A 16,860-nucleotide genomic window follows, 5' to 3' on the forward strand; every position below is an offset into this window, starting at 1 on the left:
CCCCACCGCGCCCGTCATGATGCGGGCGGAGGAGGCCGCCGCGGCCGTCCTTGACGCCGCAGGCATCGACAGGGTGGATCTGGCCTGCACTCTGGGCTCAGGCTGGGGCGGCGCGGCCGGAGAGCTCGGCGAGCTGGTCGTGGAGCTCCGGGCCGATCAGGTGGCCGGGTTCGCCTCCTCGGACGTTCCCGGCCACAGCGGCACTCTGCGGGTCATCCGCACAGCAGGCGGCCAGCATGTCCTGGTGATCGGTGCACGCACGCACTTCTACGAAGGGCGTGACGTCGACGCCGTAGCCCACGGCGTGCGAACGGCCGCCGCAGCCGGAGCCCGAACCATGGTGCTCACCAACGGGTGCGGAGGGCTGAATCCGGACTGGGCTCCCGGCACGCCGGTGCTCATCAGGGACCACATCAACCTCACATCCGCCTCGCCGCTGCGAGGCGCGCACTTCGTCGACATGACGGATCTGTACTCCCCCAGGCTCAGGGACATCGCCAGGGAGGCGGATCCCGCGCTGCCAGACGGCGTATATGCGCAGCTGCCCGGTCCCCACTACGAGACTCCGGCTGAGATCAGCTATCTGCGCACGATAGGAGCTGACCTCGTCGGCATGTCCACGGCCCTGGAGGCCATTGCTGCTCGCGCAGCGGGCATGGAGGTCTTCGGCATCTCCCTGGTGACCAACCTGGCGGCAGGCATATCGGACGAGCCGCTCAGCCATCAGGAAGTCATCGACGCAGGGAAGGCCGCGGCCCCTCGCATCGGAGGTCTGCTGGCCGACATCATCGACCGAGCAGTCCGCTCCTCCTGACCTCTGCCCCATCCTCCTCACCCATCACGTCGAACGGAGCACCGCTGAATGTCTGATGAGCTGCTGAGAACTGTGACCCGCTGGATCGAGCTCGACCCGGACCCGCGCACACGCGCCGAGCTCCAGGACATTCTGGACTCCGCCCGCGGAGGCGATGCGGAGGCGCAGGCGTCACTGGGGAGGCTGTTCGACGGTCGGCTCGCCTTCGGAACGGCCGGTCTGCGCGCTGAGCTGGGCGCTGGGCCGCTTCGGCTGAACAGGCTGGTGGTGCGCCAGACCGCCGCCGGGCTGCTCAAGTATGCCGAGGCCCAGCTCGCTGAGGCCCGACCCGCCGCAGACAACCCGCATGATCTGGAGGGGCCGACCGCCCACCGCATCGTGATCGGGTACGACGCTCGGCACCAGTCGGACGAATTCGCCTATGACACGGCTGCGATCTTCCGCGACGCCGGCTGGGAGGTGCACCTGTTCGACACCCCTGGGCCCACGCCTCTGCTGGCCCGGCAGGTCCTCGTCCGTGACGCGGAGATCGGCGTCATGGTCACAGCCAGCCACAACCCTCCCAGGGACAACGGCTACAAGGTCTATCTGGGCGGTGAGCTCTCCCGCTTCCTGGAGCCCGACGGACTTGGCGTCGGAGCGCAGATCGTCTCTCCCGCGGACGTCGACATCGCTGCCACCATCGCCGACGTGGTCGCGGGCGACTTCGCCCAAGATTCTGCTGCCCCTGCGGTCATTCCGGCCGAGGAGGTTCCGCGTCCGCGTGGGATCAGCATCCTGGGCGAGGACGTCCGGGAGTCCTACCAGCGCGAAGCCCTGGAGCTGCTGGACCCTGAGGGCTATCCGCATCGGGACCTGAAGATCGTGTACACCGCGATGCATGGAGTGGGCGGACAGATGGTGATGGACCTGCTGAAGGCCGGAGGGTTCGAGCAGACCTTCGCCGTCGAGGAGCAGTTCGCCCCCGACCCGGACTTTCCCACAGCGACCTTCCCGAATCCGGAGGAGGCAGGCGCCCTCGATCTGGCGCTGGAGGCCGCCGCCCGTCACGATGCGGACCTCGTGCTGGCCAACGACCCCGACGCAGACCGTCTCTCAGCGGCCGTCTACGACGGATACGCAGAGGCCTGGCGCCAGCTCTCAGGCGATGAGATGGGCGCTCTGCTCGGCCGGCACATCCTGGACCGGGGTCCCCTGCGCAAAGGGTGGCAGAGCCATGCTGCGGACAGCACCCCCGCCATCGGCAACTCCCTCGTCTCCTCCCGCCAGCTCGGAGCTCTGGCCGCCAGACGCGGCTGCACCCACGAAGAGACCCTGACCGGCTTCAAATGGCTCGGCCGAGTCCCGAATCTCATCTTCGGCTACGAAGAGGCGATCGGCTTCGACGTGGATCCGGTCCATGTCCGAGACAAGGACGGAGTGTCAGCGGCCCTCATCTTCGCCGAACTCGTGGCGGACCTGAAGGCACGAGGCACCACGGCCGTGGATGCGCTGGATGAGATCGCCGCCGAGGCGGGGCTGTATCTGACAGGCCAGGTCACCATCAGGGTCGAGGATCTGAGCCAGCTCGGCAGCATCACCGCAGGCCTGCGACGCGAAGCGCCCTCCGAACTCGCCGGATCACCGGTGACGCACACTCTCGACCTGTCCAGGGAGCCGCTCCCGGGAGCGGAGTTCAGCGAGCACAAGGCCTCAGATGTGCTGATCTACTACACACAGGCCGACGATCGCGTCATCGTCAGACCCTCCGGCACGGAGCCCAAGGTGAAGTGCTACCTGGAGACTGTCGCTGAGGCGTCCTCCGATGCGCCCGAGGCCGTGTCGACCGCCCGCACCGCAGCCGCCGAACGCCTCGAGGCGCTGCGACATGCCATGACCGAACTGCTGGGAGCCTGAACCATGACAGATGCAGCACTCTCTCCTGCCGCCGTGGGCGCGCTGATCGACCACACTCTGCTCAAGGCCGACGCCGCGGAGGAGGCGATCCGGCGCACCGCTCGGGAGGCAGCCGAGCACGGCTTCGCCTCCGTATGCATCAACCCGCGCTGGGTCCGCCTCGTGACGGAGGAGCTGAGGGGCAGCGGCGTCAGAACCTGCACCGTGGTGGGCTTCCCGCTCGGGGCCACCACCACAGCTGCGAAGGTCGCGGAGACGGACGAGGCCGTCTTCAACGGGGCCTCCGAGATCGATATGGTCGTGGACATCGCCGACGCCAACGCCGGGCTTCATACCGAAGTGCAGGCCCAGATCGACGCGGTCGCACGCGCGGCCCACGACGGCGGAGCGATTCTCAAGGTCATCCTCGAAACGGCGCTGCTCTCCGAGGAGGCCAAGCGGCTGGTCTGCCGAGCAGCTGAGGCAGCCGGCGCAGACTTCGTGAAGACCTCCACGGGATTCGCCGGCGGCGGCGCCACCGTCGAGGACCTCGCCCTGATGCACGAAGAGGTGGGGGGACGCCTCGGCATCAAGGCCTCCGGAGGAATACGCACCTACTCTGATGCGGTGCGGGCGCTCGACGCGGGCGCCACCAGGCTCGGCGCCAGTGCTTCCCTTGATATCGTAGGTGCCCAGACGCACGACTCTGCCGAGAACGCCTACTGAAGGAGAGCACATGATCAGCAACGGCCAGGTTCAGGCCTATTCAGGCCAAGGACGGTTTCTCGGCAATTTCGCCGCGTTCCTCTTCGTGTTCATCATGCTGCTCGGCTCCGCCGTCGCGCTGAACTTCTGGGACCTCGACTACGTGTGGATCCCCGGCCTTCTGTTCCTGGGACTGTACGCCGGCGCATTCTTCGTAGGGAAGGAGATCGTCGGCCGGTCGGACTCCCTCGAGCACCAGGATCTCCACGGTGAGCATGGCGAGCCGCTGGACGCCATGGCCTCACGGGCTGCCGAATCCTCTGCTCCCATCGGCGAGCGCAAGCCCTCTTCTCAGCACTGAGCGGCACTTCGGCCCGGCGCACCAAAGACTCATAGCCAGACGATGACCCGCAGCATTGGAATCGACATGCTGCGGGTCATCTCTGTCGTGGCCGTCGTGCTGGGGCACGCGTGGGCGTTCATGCCGGGTGAGGAGTATCTCCAGATATGGCGGATGCCGCTCTTCTTCTTCCTCACCGGGTATTTCCTCTCCTCCTATCGGACGTTCCGCCAGGAGGCGGCGGTGCGGTGGCGCACGCTCGGGGTTCCCTACGCCACCTGGTTCGTGATCCTCTCGGCCCTGGTGCTCGTTCATGAGCTGAGCCCGAAGCCGTTCGACGCCGAGAGCGCGGGCTCGCTGATCGCAGGCGCCGCCTACGGAGGCGGACTGACGCATTCGCCCTATTTGGCGTTCTGGTTCATCTCGGTGCTCTTCTTCGCGGTGCTCCTGGTGCGCGGCCTGCTGCGACTGCCCTGGTGGACTCATCTGCTGGCCGCTGCTGGCGGGCTGGCTCTGGCTGAGGCCCCGGATTCACTGATGTCCTACACGCCCCTGGGCATCGGCCTGGCCCCGGCGTGCGCGGCCTACATCCTCGCGGGCTACTGGGTCCGCCGCCTCCTGACGGTTCCGCTCATTCAGCCCTGGGCCGCCTCTCCCGGCGCCGGGGCCTTGGGCCTGGTGCTGATCGCAGGCGGAATGGTCGGTGTGAACTCCGGGCTCAGGACCATGAACATGAAGTGGTCGGGGTTCGGCGACTTTCTCATCTCCCCCCTGCTGGCGGTGATGATCTGCGTGGGCCTGGTGCTGATCTTCTCCACATGGGCTGACCGCGGCCTGAGCCTCCTTCCCGGAGCTCGCCCCGTCATTTCGGGACTCGTCGCCACAGGGACGCTCGTCGTCTTTCTGCACCCTTACATCCTGTTTCTGATGAGCGGCATCGTGGAGTTTCCCCCGGCCCGAGTCTTGGTGGCACTGGCGGTCTGCTGGCCGTTGGGCCTTCTGGTCAACCGCACGCGGCTGAGCCGCTGGCTCACCGGCTTCGGAGCCAAAGGCGGCGCTGCGCGCCGACAGGATGCCGCTGCGACCCCTGCGGCGGTTCCGCCGACAGGCGGACCGAGCTGACACTGCGCGCCAAGCGGTATCCTGGCCTGCGGCTGAATACATCCACTCAAGCGAGGCTCTCTCACCCCTATGGCTCTCACCGGTCTGCGCACGGCTCTGTCCTCGGACTCGTCCTACTCACGGGTGGCATCTGCTGCTCGGCATCCCGCAGGCGAACGGCCCGAGGAGCTGCAGATCGCAGCGAGCTCGGGCCTGCGCCCGGCTCTGATCGCTGAGGCTGCGGCGAGCCTGCGACAGGCCCACAGCGACGGTGTCGTACTGGCCGTGACGGCCACCGACCGAGAGGCGGAGGAGCTGGTCGCCTCTCTGGCCGCGTTCGCCCCCGAGGCGGAGGTCGCACACTTTCCTTCCTGGGAGACCCTCCCCCACGAGCGTCTCTCGCCCCGCTCGGACACCGTGGGACGCCGACTCGGTGTGCTTCGCAGATTGGCGCACCCTGAGGAGGGCGGGAAGCTCGATGTGGTCATCGCGCCCGTACGAGCGATGATCCAGCCCATCGTTGCGGGGTTGGGAGACTTGGCACCCGTAACGCTTGAGACCGGGATGATGTGCTCCTTCGAGGACGCGGTGGCCCGCCTCGCCGCCGCTGCGTATTCGCGGGTGGACATGGTCACCCGACGGGGCGAGTTCGCGGTGCGCGGGGGAATACTCGACATCTTTCCGCCCAATGAGGCGCACCCGGTGCGCGTGGAGTTCTTCGGCGATGAGGTGGAGCAGATGCGATCGTTCTCCATCGCCGACCAGCGCTCCCTGGAGGGGGATCCGCCGCAGCGGGTGGAGGCCGTTCCCTGCCGCGAGCTGCTGATCACCGATGAGGTCGCGGTCCGCGCCAAGTCGCTGCTGCCCCAGATGCCTCACGCTGTCGACATGCTCCAGAGAATCTCCGAAGGCATCGCCGTGGAGGGGATGGAGTCTCTGACTCCCGTTCTGGCCCACAGGATGGTTCCGCTGGTGGCCGAGCTGCCGGAGGGCTCACTGACACTCGTCATCGAGCCTGAGAAGGTGCGCACCCGAGCCCATGACCTCGCTGCCACCAACGAGGAGTTCCTGGCTGCCGCCTGGCAGGCTTCGGCCGATGGGGCTGCGTCCCCGCTGGCTGTGACCGACGAGGAGGAGAGCGCATTGGCGGCCGGCGCCTTCGCCAGCCTCAGCGAGACCCGGGCGCAGGCCCTCGACCATGGGCGGGGCTGGTGGAGCATCACCTCATTGGGCCTGGACGCGGAGCTCGAGCAGGACGCGGACATGCTGTCCATCGCTTCCAGGGAGCCCATCGGCTACCGGGGCTCGGTCGAGCAGGTCATGGAGTTTCTCGCCGGGCGGGCGCGGGACTCCTGGGCCGTCGTGGTCACCACAGCCGGTTCCGGCTCCGCGGCCCGCGTGGCTGAGCTCCTGGAGGAGCACCATGTGCCCCACGAGCGCGTCGAATCTCTCGGGGACGCGCCGGCGGCAGGGCGGGTCACCGTCACCACCGCGAACGTGGCTGAGGGCTTCGCCCTCGACAGTCTTCAGCTCGCACTTCTCACAGAGTCCGAGATGCTGGGCCGCTCCATCCGGCAGGAGGGTCGCCGCGACGGCAGGGCCCGGACGCGCCGGCGCAAGAATGCCGTTGACCCCCTGGCTCTGGCCAAGGGCGACTATGTCGTCCACGAGCAGCACGGCATCGGACAGTTCGTGGAGCTGGTTCAGCGGCCGGTGGGCTCCCCGCAGGCCGTCAGGGCCGGGACCGCCGGGATGCGCGAGTATATGGTGCTCGAGTACGCCTCGTCCAAGCGCGGCTCGCCCCAGGACCGCCTGATGGTGCCCACCGACCAGCTCGACCAGGTCTCGCAGTACGTGGGCGGCGACCAGCCGAGCCTGTCCAAGATGGGAGGCTCGGACTGGGCCTCCACCAAGCGCAGGGCGAAGAAGGCGGTCAAGGAGATCGCAGCGGAGCTGATCAGGCTCTATGCGGCTCGCATGGCATCGCGCGGACACGCGTACAGCCCCGACACCCCCTGGCAGAGCGAGCTCGAAGATGCCTTCCCCTACGTGGAGACGCCCGACCAGCTCTCTGCGATGGAAGAGGTCAAGCGCGACATGGAGTCGGACGTCCCGATGGACCGTCTGATATCCGGCGACGTGGGGTTCGGCAAGACCGAACTGGCCATCCGGGCAGCCTTCAAAGCCGTCCAGGACGGCAAGCAGGTCGCCGTGCTCGTCCCCACGACGCTGCTGGTCTCGCAGCACTACGAGACGTTCAAGGAGCGCTACGCCGGATTCCCGGTCACGGTGCGGGCTCTCTCGCGGTTCCAGAGCACCAAGGAATCCCGTGACGTCATGGCCGGGCTGAAGGACGGCAGCATCGACATCGTCATCGGAACCCACCGGCTGCTCGGCGGCGAGGTTCAGTTCAAGGATCTCGGCATGATCGTCATCGACGAGGAGCAGCGCTTCGGGGTGGAGCACAAAGAGCAGCTGAAGAAGCTGCGCACCAACGTCGATGTGCTAGCGATGACCGCCACACCCATTCCTCGTACCCTCGAGATGTCACTGGCCGGCATCCGGGAGACCTCCGAGCTGAACACCCCGCCCGAGGAGCGGCACCCTGTCCTGACCTACGTGGGCGCATACTCGGACAAGCAGGTCTCCGCGGCCGTGCGTCGAGAGCTGATGCGCGAGGGTCAGGTCTTCTATGTGCACAACCGGGTCTCCGATATTGATCGGGTGGCCGCGAGAGTCCGTGAGCTCGTCCCTGAGGCGCGCGTCGAGGTGGCCCACGGCCAGATGGGCGAAGCCCGCCTGGAGCAGATCGTCAACGACTTCTGGGAGCGCCGCTTCGACGTGCTGGTCTCCACCACGATCATCGAAACCGGGCTGGACATCTCCAATGCCAACACGCTGATCGTGGACAAGGCCTCCTCGTTCGGACTCTCCCAGCTGCACCAGCTGCGCGGACGGGTCGGCCGTTCCCGGGAGCGGGCCTACGCCTACTTCCTCTATCCCGCGGAGAAGCCGCTGGGCGAGGACGCCCTGGAGCGACTGAAGGCTGTTGCCGCGCACAATGAGCTCGGCGCCGGATTCCAGCTGGCCAAGAAGGACCTGCAGCTGCGCGGTGCGGGAAACCTCTTGGGCGGCCAGCAGTCCGGACACATCGAGGGCGTCGGATTCGACCTCTACCTGCGAATGGTGGGCGAAGCCGTGGCCGACTACCGCGGCGAGGAGGACGCCCACCCCGCTGAGGTCAAGATCGAGCTTCCCATCAACGCCCACCTCCCAAACGGCTTCGTGCCCTCGGAGCCGCTGCGGCTGGAGGGCTACCGGCGGCTCGCAGCCGCCGATTCCGACGAGAAGGTCGACGCCGTGGTCCAGGAGTGGCAGGACCGCTACGGACCGCTGCCCGAGCCTGCCCAGAACCTGGTGGAGGTTGCTCGGTTCCGCAACAGGGCGCGGGACGCAGGAATCACCGACGTGGGCGTGCAGGGCAGGTTCATCCGGTTCTCCCCGGTTGAGGAGCTTCCGGAATCGCGCCAGCTGCGGATGGAGCGTATGCACCGCGGAGCTCAGCACAAGGCATCGATGAAGCACCTGCTGATCCCGAAACCGTCCACCGCTGCCATAGGCGGCGGCGAGGTGGTGGACGCGGACCTCCTCGAGTGGCTCCACCAGGTCTATGACGCGCTGCTGAAGCCCACGCAGGCCCCCGCCTCGGTCAGCTGAGCACCGAGAGCGCGATGATGCCGACCAGGATCATCACCACAGCGACCACGATCAGAGCAGGAAGCCATATGGCCGCCGCCCGAACCTGGTTCGACGAGCCCTGGGATCTCTCCACCAGCGAGCCGAATGCCTTCAGCAGCCCGTAGACGGTGAGGGTGCCCAGGGAAGCGGCCACCGTGAACCACCACATCAGCGCAAGCATGGCTGCTGCCTCCTTCGGTCTGCCGTTTCTCCTGGGCTCTCCACGGTACAGGTGACGAAATGTGAATGTGACGTTTCGTCATCCTCACCCTGCCCGGTAGGCTGTCGGAGCTTCGCGAGTGCGGCAGAAGGAGATGACTCTCCTCAAACCCGGCATAGGCCGCACACCAACCCCATGTTCACGGGTGGTTCCGGGACTGAAGCGGCCTGTTCTCCAAAGAAGGACGACTGGGATGGGCAAGAGCATCAGAGGAGACGCCTCACATTGATCACCCTGGCTGACGTCAGCAAGGTCTACCCCGGCGGGGTCACGGCACTGGACGAGGTGTCCCTGCGCATCGGGGCCGGAGAGATACACGGGATCGTCGGCCGCTCCGGCGCAGGAAAGTCAACACTGATCCGCTGCCTCACCGGGCTCGAACGCATCACCCACGGCTCCATCAGCATTGACGGCACGGACATCGGCGGTGCGCACGGACGCCGCCTGCGGCAGGCACGTCGCAGCATCGGCATGGTCTTCCAGCATGTCAATCTGCTGGATTCCCGCACCGCCGAGCAGAACATCGCCCACCCTCTGGAGGTGGCCGGGATGCCGCGTGCTCAGCGCAGGCGCCGAACGGCGGAGCTGCTCGAGCTGGTCGGGCTCTCCGATCGCGCCGGCAACTACCCCGCCCAGCTCTCCGGCGGGCAGAAGCAGCGCGTCGGCATCGCGCGCGCCCTGGCAGCCGAACCTCGCGTGCTCATATGCGACGAGCCCACCTCCGCGCTGGACTCATCAACCACCCGCCAGATCCTCCAGCTCATCCGTGAGCTTCGTGACCGGCTGGGCATCACGGTCGTCATCATCACTCACGAGATGTCGGTGGTCCGCGAGATCTGCGACGGTGTATCCCTGCTGCAGGACGGCAGAATTGTGCGCAGCGGCCAGCTTCTCGACGTCATCTCCGATACCAGCTCCCCGCTGTCCAAGGAGCTGATCTCGCTGCCGCCCACCGCAGGCATCAGCCCCGGTGAGCAGCTCGTCGAGGTCCGAGTGGCCGAGACTGAGCGAGTCCGCAGCCTGGGCGACCTGTTCGGCCTCCTGACCGAGCACGGCCTGCCCACGCGGATCGAGGCCGGAACCATCGAGACCATCAGCGGCCGTCAGGTGGGTCGGCTGCATCTGCGTCCGGGCGATGCGGACGTGGCTCAGCGCGCTGTTGAGGTGCTCAGCGGCGCCGGGCTGCACGCCGAGCTGACGACAGCCGAGCTGCTCGCCGCAGACGCCGCCGCCCGCGAGGACCACGACGCCGACCAGGAGGCCACCGATGCTCGCCGCTGATGAGGCCCGCTGGCTGGACAACCCGGTCTTCCAGAACCAGCTCGGGGACGCCATCCTTGAGACGCTCTACATGACGGGGACCACCGTTCTCGTCACCGTCCTGGTGGGGCTCCCGCTGGGCCTGCTGCTGCACAACTCCGGCCCCAAGGGTCTGCAGCCAATGGCGCTGCTCTACCGCGTGCTGTCATTGGTCGTCGACTTCGGCCGGTCGGTGCCGTTCATCGTGCTGATGGTCTGGATGATTCCCGTGACGCGGATGATTGTGGGCACCGCCGTGGGATGGGAGGCGGCCGTCGTGCCGCTGACCGTCGGAGCCATTCCCTTCTTCGCACGCATGGTGGAGAACGCTCTGCGCGAGGTCTCCTGGGGCAAGGTCGAAGCCGTGCGCATGATGGGTGCCTCCGATCTGCGGGTTGCGATCCAGGTGCTTCTGCGCGAAGCCCTGCCCGGGATCATCGGGGGGCTGACGATCACCTCCGTGACGCTGATCAGCTTCACCGCCATGGCCGGAGCCGTGGGCGGCGGCGGCCTCGGGCAGCTGGCCATCAACTACGGCTATCAGCGCTATCAGGGCGACGTCATGCTCGTGTGCGTGCTGCTGCTGGTGCTCATCGTCACCGCAGTGCAGTACAGCGGCAACTACGCCGCACGCCGCCTAGACCGCCGCTGAGCGCGCCCCCGGGCTGCTCCCGCCCACCCATGAACCTGCAGCGCACTGAGCTGTGCGCTGCCCACCACCGAAAGGAACCCGCTATGAAGCACACCCCGCTCAACCTCTCAGTCGCCGCAGCCGCTGCTGCAGCACTGATGCTCTCCGCCTGCGGCGACGAGGGCGAGACCGGCGAGCCCGCCGGCGAGGAGGCCGAGGACGGCACCGTCGAGCTGACAGTCGGGGCCTCTCCCGTGCCCCATGCCGACATCCTCCAGTTCATCGACGATGAGCTTGCCGAGGAGGCCGGCCTGAGCATTGAGGTTCAGGAGTTCGACGACTACAACCTCCCCAATGAGGCGTTGGACAACGGCGACCTGGATGCCAACTACTTCCAGCACGAGCCATGGTTCGACGCAGAGGTCGAGGAGAACGGCTACGACATCGTTCACTTCGACGGCGTGCACATCGAGCCGTTCGCGCTGTACTCCAGCCAGCACGATGACACGGCCCATCTGCCCGAAGGCTCAACGATTGCGCTGAACAACGACCCCTCGAATCAGGCCCGCGGGCTTGTGCTCCTGGCCGAGGCGGGTCTCATCGAGATCGATGAGGATGTCGACGCCCAGGCTCTGACGCTCAACGACATCACGGAGAACCCCAGCAGCTTCGAGTTCATCGAAGCTGATGCGGCTGCTCTCACTCGCACCTTGGACGACGTGGATGCAGCGGTGATCAACGGCAACAACGCCCTCGAGGCGGACCTCTCCCCCACCGAGGACGGACTGCTGGTCGAGGACGGCGACGATAACCCCCACGCGAACTTCCTGGCGGTGCGCACCGAGCACGAGGATGATGAGAGCGTCCAGGCTCTCCAGGACCTGCTCACCTCCGATGAGGTCCGTGACTACATCGAGGAGAACTGGACCGACGGCGAGGTGCTGCCGGCTTTCTGATCGCTCGCCTGACGCGTGAGAGGACCGACGTGTGGGGCCGCCCGGGGAGTTCCCGGGCGGCCCCACACGTATTCGGTGCAGTCGACGGTGCTCGTCAGGGCTGCTTCTCGCGCACGGAGTCGGCGTCCGAGGAGAGGATCACGGGTTTGGGCGAGGTGTAGAAATCCTCAAACTCCTCAAACGCCTCAGGCTCGTCGTACTTCTCCCTGTGGCTGGACCCCATCTCATAGGCAGCCAGCGAGAGCACCCAGAGAGCTGTGATGGGCAGCACGAACCACAGCATCGTAGCGCTGAAGGGCTCGAGCGCGGCGTGCTGGGCTGCAGACAGGACGAGGTACACGACGTAGGCCACGTACATCATGAACAGAAGCAGGCCTTCCCATCGCCGGATGGCGCCTGAGGTGAAAGCCAGCGGAACGAGCACCAGCGCCACCGCGAGCATCACGGGTATGTCGAAGTTGATCGCTGCGGGATCCACCTGCACCCCCGCAGGGGAAGCGAGGGCGGTCAGGCCGAGCACGGCGCCGATGTTGAAGATGTTCGAGCCGACCAGGTTGCCGACCGCCATGTCCCGTTCGCCGCGGATTGCGGCGATGACGCTTGTGGCCAGCTCCGGAAGAGAGGTACCGATGGCCACAATGGTCAGACCGATGATCAGGTCTGAGACGCCCAAAGCCGTCGCGATGCCGGTGGCCGCGACCACCAGCATCTGGGCGCCCCCGACGAGCAGCGCGATGCCCACTGCGATCAGAAGGATATCTACGGTCGTGGCGCGCAGCTTGGTGGCGCGCAGCCACGCTGTCACACGTCCGGCGCTTCCCTCGGCCAAGACGTCGTCGACCCCCATCTCGTCGGCCGAGGAGCCGCTGCGACGCGCGAAGAAGAGGGTGGCCACCAGGTAGACCAGCAGCCCGGCAAAGAGAATGGCGCCGTCGACGAAGCTGAAGCCGCCGTCAAGAGCGAGAATCAGGGCGAGGACGGAGAAGCCGATCATGACGGGTATATCGGCCTTGATCAGCTGAATCTTCACGAAGAGAGCGCCGAAGACAGCGGTGAGCCCCATGACGAACAGGATGTTGGCAATGTTGCTCCCGACCACATTCCCTACGGCCAGCCCGGGTGAGCCTGCCGCCGCGGAGCTCAGACTCACGGCCAGCTCGGGCGCCGAGGTGGCGAAGGCGACGATCGTGAGCCCGATGATCAGCGACGAGAGGCCGAAGTTCTTGCCGATCGACGCGGCACCGCGGACCAGGGCTTCGCCTCCCGCAACGAGAAGGGCGAAGCCGCCCACGAGGAAGATGAGGTTCAGAAGAGTCACTATGCCGATCCTACGTTGCTATACGAAAGTTGTATACATGAGCCAGAGCGCCGTCGCACCAGCTGGTTAGGATGAGGGCATGGCCATCGAAGCTGAGAAGATCATCCCGCATTCTGCCTCCGAGATCGTCGGCGCGTACGCAAGCCGAGGGTTCCAGGAGCACCTCTCCAAGAAGTTCGGCTCCGAACTGACCTCCTTCGACGTGCAGGGATCACCCGAGTCTGGGTTCACCGTCATCACGCAGCAGGCAATGAGCACCGACAAGCTCCCGGAGATCGCAAAGAAGGTCGTGCGCGGGGGCACCGTGAAAGTCACCGTGACCGACACATGGGGCGCACCGGACGAATCAGGGTCCCGCCGGGCGGACACCACTGTGGAGATCGCGGGTGTGCCGGTCACCGGGAACGCCTCCCAGACCCTCCACGCACGTGGCGATCAGGAGACCAAGTCTGTGGTCCGCGGCGACGTGACCGTGAAGATCCCGCTCATCGGCGGGAAGGTGAAGTCCGCAGCGGAGCCCTACGTGGGCCGGTTTGTGGAGATTCAGGCAAAAGAGGTCGCCAAGTACATCGAATCCCAGCCCTGAGGCCCGCGATCCCGGCTTTCGTCCGCCATGGCGGACAGAGCCGGGGCGCCCTCGCGGCCTGACCTAGTGGAAGCTGTTCATTGCCCGGTCGAGGCCCTCGGTGACGATCGCTTCGACCGAGTCTGCCGTGCGGGACACGAACTCGGGGAGGTCTCGCCCCTCGTCCGCGCTGAAGGGCTGCAGAACGTAGGCAGCCGTGTCCATCTGGCCCGGGGGGCGGCCGACTCCCGCCCGCACTCGGATGTAGTCTCTGTTTCCGCCCAGATGCTGCGTGATGGACTTCAGACCGTTGTGACCGCCCTCGGAACCGCCGCGCTTGAGCTTCAGACGGCCGAAGGGCAGGTCGACCTCGTCATGCACGACGACCAGCCGATGCGGATCCACTTTGAAATAGTCCATCAGTCCGCGCAGGGGCTTCCCCGACTCGTTCATGTAGCCCTCGCTGACGGCGAAGACCAGCTTCGGGCCGTCCGGCAGCTGCGCACCTACTGCCTTGGCACCTACTTTGGTGCGGCTGTAGGACGCGCCGAGCCGGTCGAGAAGCTCATCGAGGACCATCTGCCCGACATTGTGCCGGGTACGCTGATAGCGGGCCCCGGGGTTCCCGAGGCCCGCTATCAGCCAGGCTTCTGACGCCATTCAGTCAGGCTGCCGAAGACTCACTCGGAGTCGTCGGCGTCTTCCTCGCCGGCGTCACCCTCAGAGGTTTCGTCACCCTCCTGGGGCTCATCGCCGGTCGTCTCGGTGTCGGACTCAGTGTCCTGCTCCTGCGGCTCGTAGATGGTGACGATGGGAGATTCCATGTCGTCGAGCTGCAGCTCGGAGCCGGCAGGCAGGATGAGGTGCTCGGGCAGAGCGTTCTCGTCCCGGTCGGTGATGTCGATGCTGACGGACTCGGGCAGCGCCGTGGCATCCGCCTCAACAGGCACGGTGACCTGGTCGAGCATGTGCTCGAGGCCCTGTGCGGGCTCACCGATGACCTCGACGGGGACATCGACGACGATCCTCTCGCCCTTTCGCACCGCGAGAAGGTCCATGTGGACGATGAAGGGGCGAAGCGCCTCACGCTGGATGTCCTTCGGAACCACCATCTGGTCCTCACCCTCGATGTCGAGGGTGATCAGAGCGTTGGGGTTGCGGACTGCCAGCATCGTGGCGTGGCCCTCGAGGAGGACGTGGCGCGGGTCGTCGCCGTGGCCGTAGATGACTGCGGGGATCTGGTTCGCGCGGCGGGCTCGGCGGGCGGCGCCCTTGCCGAATTCGGTGCGCACCTCTGCGCGCAGGAGGAGTTTGTCAGCCATGAGAGTCCTTATGCTTAGTCGATGACGGAGCGTTGCAGCTGAGCTGCCCGCTCCCTCGCCTCAATGTGTGTACAGCGTGCCGAAGGCACAGCGAATAACTGTACCCGAGACGGGACGCTGCAGCGAGCTCAGAAGACGATGGTGGCGTTGCCGTCGCGCAGGACACGGTCCTGGCAGTGCGCCTCCACCGCTGAGGAGAGCACGCGCCGCTCGACATCGGCTCCGCGCCGCCTCAGGTCATCGGCCGTCTCCCGATGGGTCACGCTGACCACGTCCTGGGAGATGATCGGCCCCTCGTCCAAGTCTTTGGTGACGTAGTGGGCCGTGGCGCCGATCAGCTTCACGCCCCGCTCCTTAGCCTTGCGGTACGGTCCCGCGCCGATGAACGCCGGCAGGAACGAGTGGTGGATGTTGATCACCGGGACGCCGACCTCCTCGATGAAGCGCTCACTGAGGATCTGCATGTACCGGGCCAGGACGACGAGATCCACGTTGTCGCGCAGCAGCTCCAGGTGGCGCGCCTCGGCCTCCTCCCTGCGATCCTTGTCCACCGGAATGTAGAAGTAGGGAATCCCGAAGGCTCTGACATCCTCGCTGTGATCCGGGTGATTGGAGATGACCATGGTGATGTTCACGTCGAGGTCCCCGCGGCGCTGACGCCAGAGCAGGTCCAGCAGGCAGTGATCGGTCTTGGAGGCGAACACCGCAACCCTCTTGAGGCGGCGGGCCTCCGTCAGGCGCAGCTGCACATCGAAGCCCTCCAGCTTCTTCTCCAGTGCCTCCCGCAGCTGCGGAGCATGAGCCGAGAGGCTGTCCAGGGTGAAGACGGTGCGCTGGAAGAAGCGTCCGCCGCTGGGGTCCGAGGTGTGCTGGTCGAGACTTGCGATGTTGGCTCCGTGCTCGGCCAGGGTGCCGCTGATCGCTGCGACGAGCCCAGGGCTGTCCGTGCCCTGGACGATGAGGCGGCCGACGTCCTGCAGGGACGGGTCTGAGGCCGCCTGGACCATCGCCAGGGGTGCCGAACTCTCACGGGGGGACGCTTCTGTCATATCAGGATTCCTTTGACGATGGTGCCGAGATCAGCCGCGGGCCTGTGCGAGCAGCTCCTGCCGCCACGCCTCGGTCCGCTCGAGATCATTGAACGTGTAGATGTGGAGACCGGCGATGCGGGTGTCCGCGGTGTGCAGCTTCTGCACCAGCCCCCGCAGAAGCGCCGTCGGCCGGTATCCGGAGGGGGTGAAGAACTTCCAGAGCATGTTCTGCTGCTTCTTGAGGAAGTTTGCCGAGGGTCCCAGCCCGAGGCTGGCCGAGATGCGCATCAGCTTCTGGCGGCTCACGGGACCGGGCACACCGGCGTAGACGGGAAGATCCACGCCCTCCTGCCGCAGCTGGGTGCCCCACTTGATGTAGGCGTCGGGGTCGAAGCAGATCTGCGTCAGGATCCTGTGGGAGTGCGCGGCCTTTCGGCGCAGGGCTTCGCCGATCACCGCATCGTCGAAGAAGGCGTGTCCCTCGGGGTAGCCGCCGATGCCGATGTCGACGAAGTGGTGACCTCTCTCGTCGAGCGCTCGGAGCAGGTCGAGAGCCTCGTGGAACTCCCCCGCAGGCTCCTCAGCGTCGCCGCCGATGACGAAGAGGCGATCGATTCCGGCCGCCTCGAGCCGCTCGACGATGGTGTTGAGCTCGTCGGGTCCGGAGACCAGCCTCGCCGGCACGTGGGGTGCCACGGAATAGCCGCTTCCGGCCAGCTGCGCGGAGACGTCCAGCGTGGGCTCGAGGCCTTTGCCCCCGGTGGCGGTGACAGTGAGCGGGACCTCTGTGGGTACGTGGGCCCGCACCTTCTCCACCGCCGTCTTGAACGGCATCACTTCGTAGCTGAGATTGTGCGCCAGGGTGTGAAGCGTGCGCCGCTCGTCCTCGTTCGTCGCCAGTGATCGTGCCATCAAACACTCCTTCTACCCTTGAGCGGGACTTGT

Annotated in this window: 16 protein-coding genes; 10 read left to right on the forward strand and 6 right to left on the reverse strand. The window is 66.5% G+C overall.

What is annotated here, in order from left to right; all coding sequences use genetic code 11:
- Nucleotides 1–16 precede the first annotated feature (16 nt).
- The 6 genes from FS388_RS01280 to mfd all read left to right on the forward strand — a co-directional run bounded on the left by FS388_RS01280 (nucleotide 17) and on the right by mfd (nucleotide 8,552).
- Nucleotides 17–814, forward strand: a complete 798-nt coding sequence (locus tag FS388_RS01280; protein ID WP_146341807.1) for a purine-nucleoside phosphorylase — start codon at nucleotides 17–19, stop codon at nucleotides 812–814.
- A 48-nt stretch (nucleotides 815–862) separates the two neighbouring features.
- Entirely contained in the window at nucleotides 863–2,710 is a 1,848-nt protein-coding gene (locus FS388_RS01285) for a phospho-sugar mutase (RefSeq protein ID WP_146338959.1), read from the forward strand.
- Between the two features lie 3 nt (nucleotides 2,711–2,713).
- A complete protein-coding gene (gene deoC, locus FS388_RS01290) occupies nucleotides 2,714–3,415 on the forward strand; it encodes a deoxyribose-phosphate aldolase (RefSeq protein ID WP_146338961.1) in 702 nt (233 codons plus the stop codon).
- Nucleotides 3,416–3,425: 10 nt separating this feature from the next.
- The gene (locus FS388_RS01295) at nucleotides 3,426–3,755 is read left to right on the forward strand and encodes a hypothetical protein (protein ID WP_146338963.1); all 330 of its coding nucleotides are present in this window, start codon (nucleotides 3,426–3,428) and stop codon (nucleotides 3,753–3,755) included.
- Between the two features lie 42 nt (nucleotides 3,756–3,797).
- The gene (locus tag FS388_RS01300) at nucleotides 3,798–4,856 is read left to right on the forward strand and encodes an acyltransferase family protein (RefSeq protein WP_146338964.1); all 1,059 of its coding nucleotides are present in this window, start codon (nucleotides 3,798–3,800) and stop codon (nucleotides 4,854–4,856) included.
- Between the two features lie 69 nt (nucleotides 4,857–4,925).
- Nucleotides 4,926–8,552, forward strand: coding sequence for a transcription-repair coupling factor (mfd, locus tag FS388_RS01305; RefSeq protein ID WP_146338966.1), 3,627 nt, complete (start codon nucleotides 4,926–4,928; stop codon nucleotides 8,550–8,552).
- Here mfd and FS388_RS01310 read toward each other — a convergent pair.
- Entirely contained in the window at nucleotides 8,545–8,754 is a 210-nt protein-coding gene (locus tag FS388_RS01310) for a hypothetical protein (RefSeq protein WP_146338968.1), read from the reverse strand. The two genes, mfd and FS388_RS01310, sit on opposite strands and share 8 nt — an antisense overlap.
- Before the next feature lie 264 nt (nucleotides 8,755–9,018).
- Here FS388_RS01310 and FS388_RS01315 point away from each other — a divergent pair, with 264 nt between their 5' ends.
- From FS388_RS01315 to FS388_RS01325, 3 genes are all read left to right on the forward strand, one after another.
- On the forward strand, nucleotides 9,019–10,074 hold the full coding sequence (locus FS388_RS01315; protein WP_146338969.1) for a methionine ABC transporter ATP-binding protein: 1,056 nt from the start codon (nucleotides 9,019–9,021) through the stop codon (nucleotides 10,072–10,074).
- Nucleotides 10,061–10,744 (forward strand): methionine ABC transporter permease, encoded by a 684-nt coding sequence (locus tag FS388_RS01320; RefSeq protein WP_146338971.1) that lies wholly within the window; start codon nucleotides 10,061–10,063, stop codon nucleotides 10,742–10,744. The genes FS388_RS01315 and FS388_RS01320 overlap by 14 nt, the downstream gene beginning before the upstream one ends.
- Before the next feature lie 83 nt (nucleotides 10,745–10,827).
- Nucleotides 10,828–11,679 (forward strand): MetQ/NlpA family ABC transporter substrate-binding protein, encoded by an 852-nt coding sequence (locus FS388_RS01325; RefSeq protein WP_146338973.1) that lies wholly within the window; start codon nucleotides 10,828–10,830, stop codon nucleotides 11,677–11,679.
- A 94-nt stretch (nucleotides 11,680–11,773) separates the two neighbouring features.
- Here the strand turns inward: FS388_RS01325 and FS388_RS01330 are convergent, their stop codons facing one another.
- Nucleotides 11,774–12,997: a calcium/sodium antiporter gene (locus FS388_RS01330; protein ID WP_146338975.1), complete on the reverse strand. Its 1,224-nt coding sequence runs from the start codon at nucleotides 12,995–12,997 to the stop codon at nucleotides 11,774–11,776.
- Nucleotides 12,998–13,076: 79 nt separating this feature from the next.
- On the opposite strand from FS388_RS01330, the gene FS388_RS01335 reads away from it, so the two are divergent.
- On the forward strand, nucleotides 13,077–13,583 hold the full coding sequence (locus FS388_RS01335) for a DUF2505 domain-containing protein (RefSeq protein WP_146338977.1): 507 nt from the start codon (nucleotides 13,077–13,079) through the stop codon (nucleotides 13,581–13,583).
- A 63-nt stretch (nucleotides 13,584–13,646) separates the two neighbouring features.
- Here FS388_RS01335 and pth read toward each other — a convergent pair whose 3' ends face one another.
- The 4 genes from pth to FS388_RS01355 form a co-directional block, all read right to left on the reverse strand.
- Nucleotides 13,647–14,222: an aminoacyl-tRNA hydrolase gene (pth, locus tag FS388_RS01340; RefSeq protein ID WP_146338979.1), complete on the reverse strand. Its 576-nt coding sequence runs from the start codon at nucleotides 14,220–14,222 to the stop codon at nucleotides 13,647–13,649.
- Between the two features lie 20 nt (nucleotides 14,223–14,242).
- Nucleotides 14,243–14,884: a 50S ribosomal protein L25/general stress protein Ctc gene (locus tag FS388_RS01345; protein WP_146338981.1), complete on the reverse strand. Its 642-nt coding sequence runs from the start codon at nucleotides 14,882–14,884 to the stop codon at nucleotides 14,243–14,245.
- Nucleotides 14,885–15,012: 128 nt separating this feature from the next.
- On the reverse strand, nucleotides 15,013–15,891 hold the full coding sequence (purU, locus tag FS388_RS01350) for a formyltetrahydrofolate deformylase (RefSeq protein WP_146341808.1): 879 nt from the start codon (nucleotides 15,889–15,891) through the stop codon (nucleotides 15,013–15,015).
- Nucleotides 15,892–15,963: 72 nt separating this feature from the next.
- Nucleotides 15,964–16,827, reverse strand: a complete 864-nt coding sequence (locus FS388_RS01355) for a methylenetetrahydrofolate reductase (RefSeq protein WP_146338983.1) — start codon at nucleotides 16,825–16,827, stop codon at nucleotides 15,964–15,966.
- Nucleotides 16,828–16,860 lie beyond the last annotated feature (33 nt).

Origin of the sequence: Nesterenkonia sp. NBAIMH1 (assembly GCF_007922635.1) — a bacterium.
Classification (GTDB): Bacteria; Actinomycetota; Actinomycetes; order Actinomycetales; family Micrococcaceae; genus Nesterenkonia; species Nesterenkonia pannonica.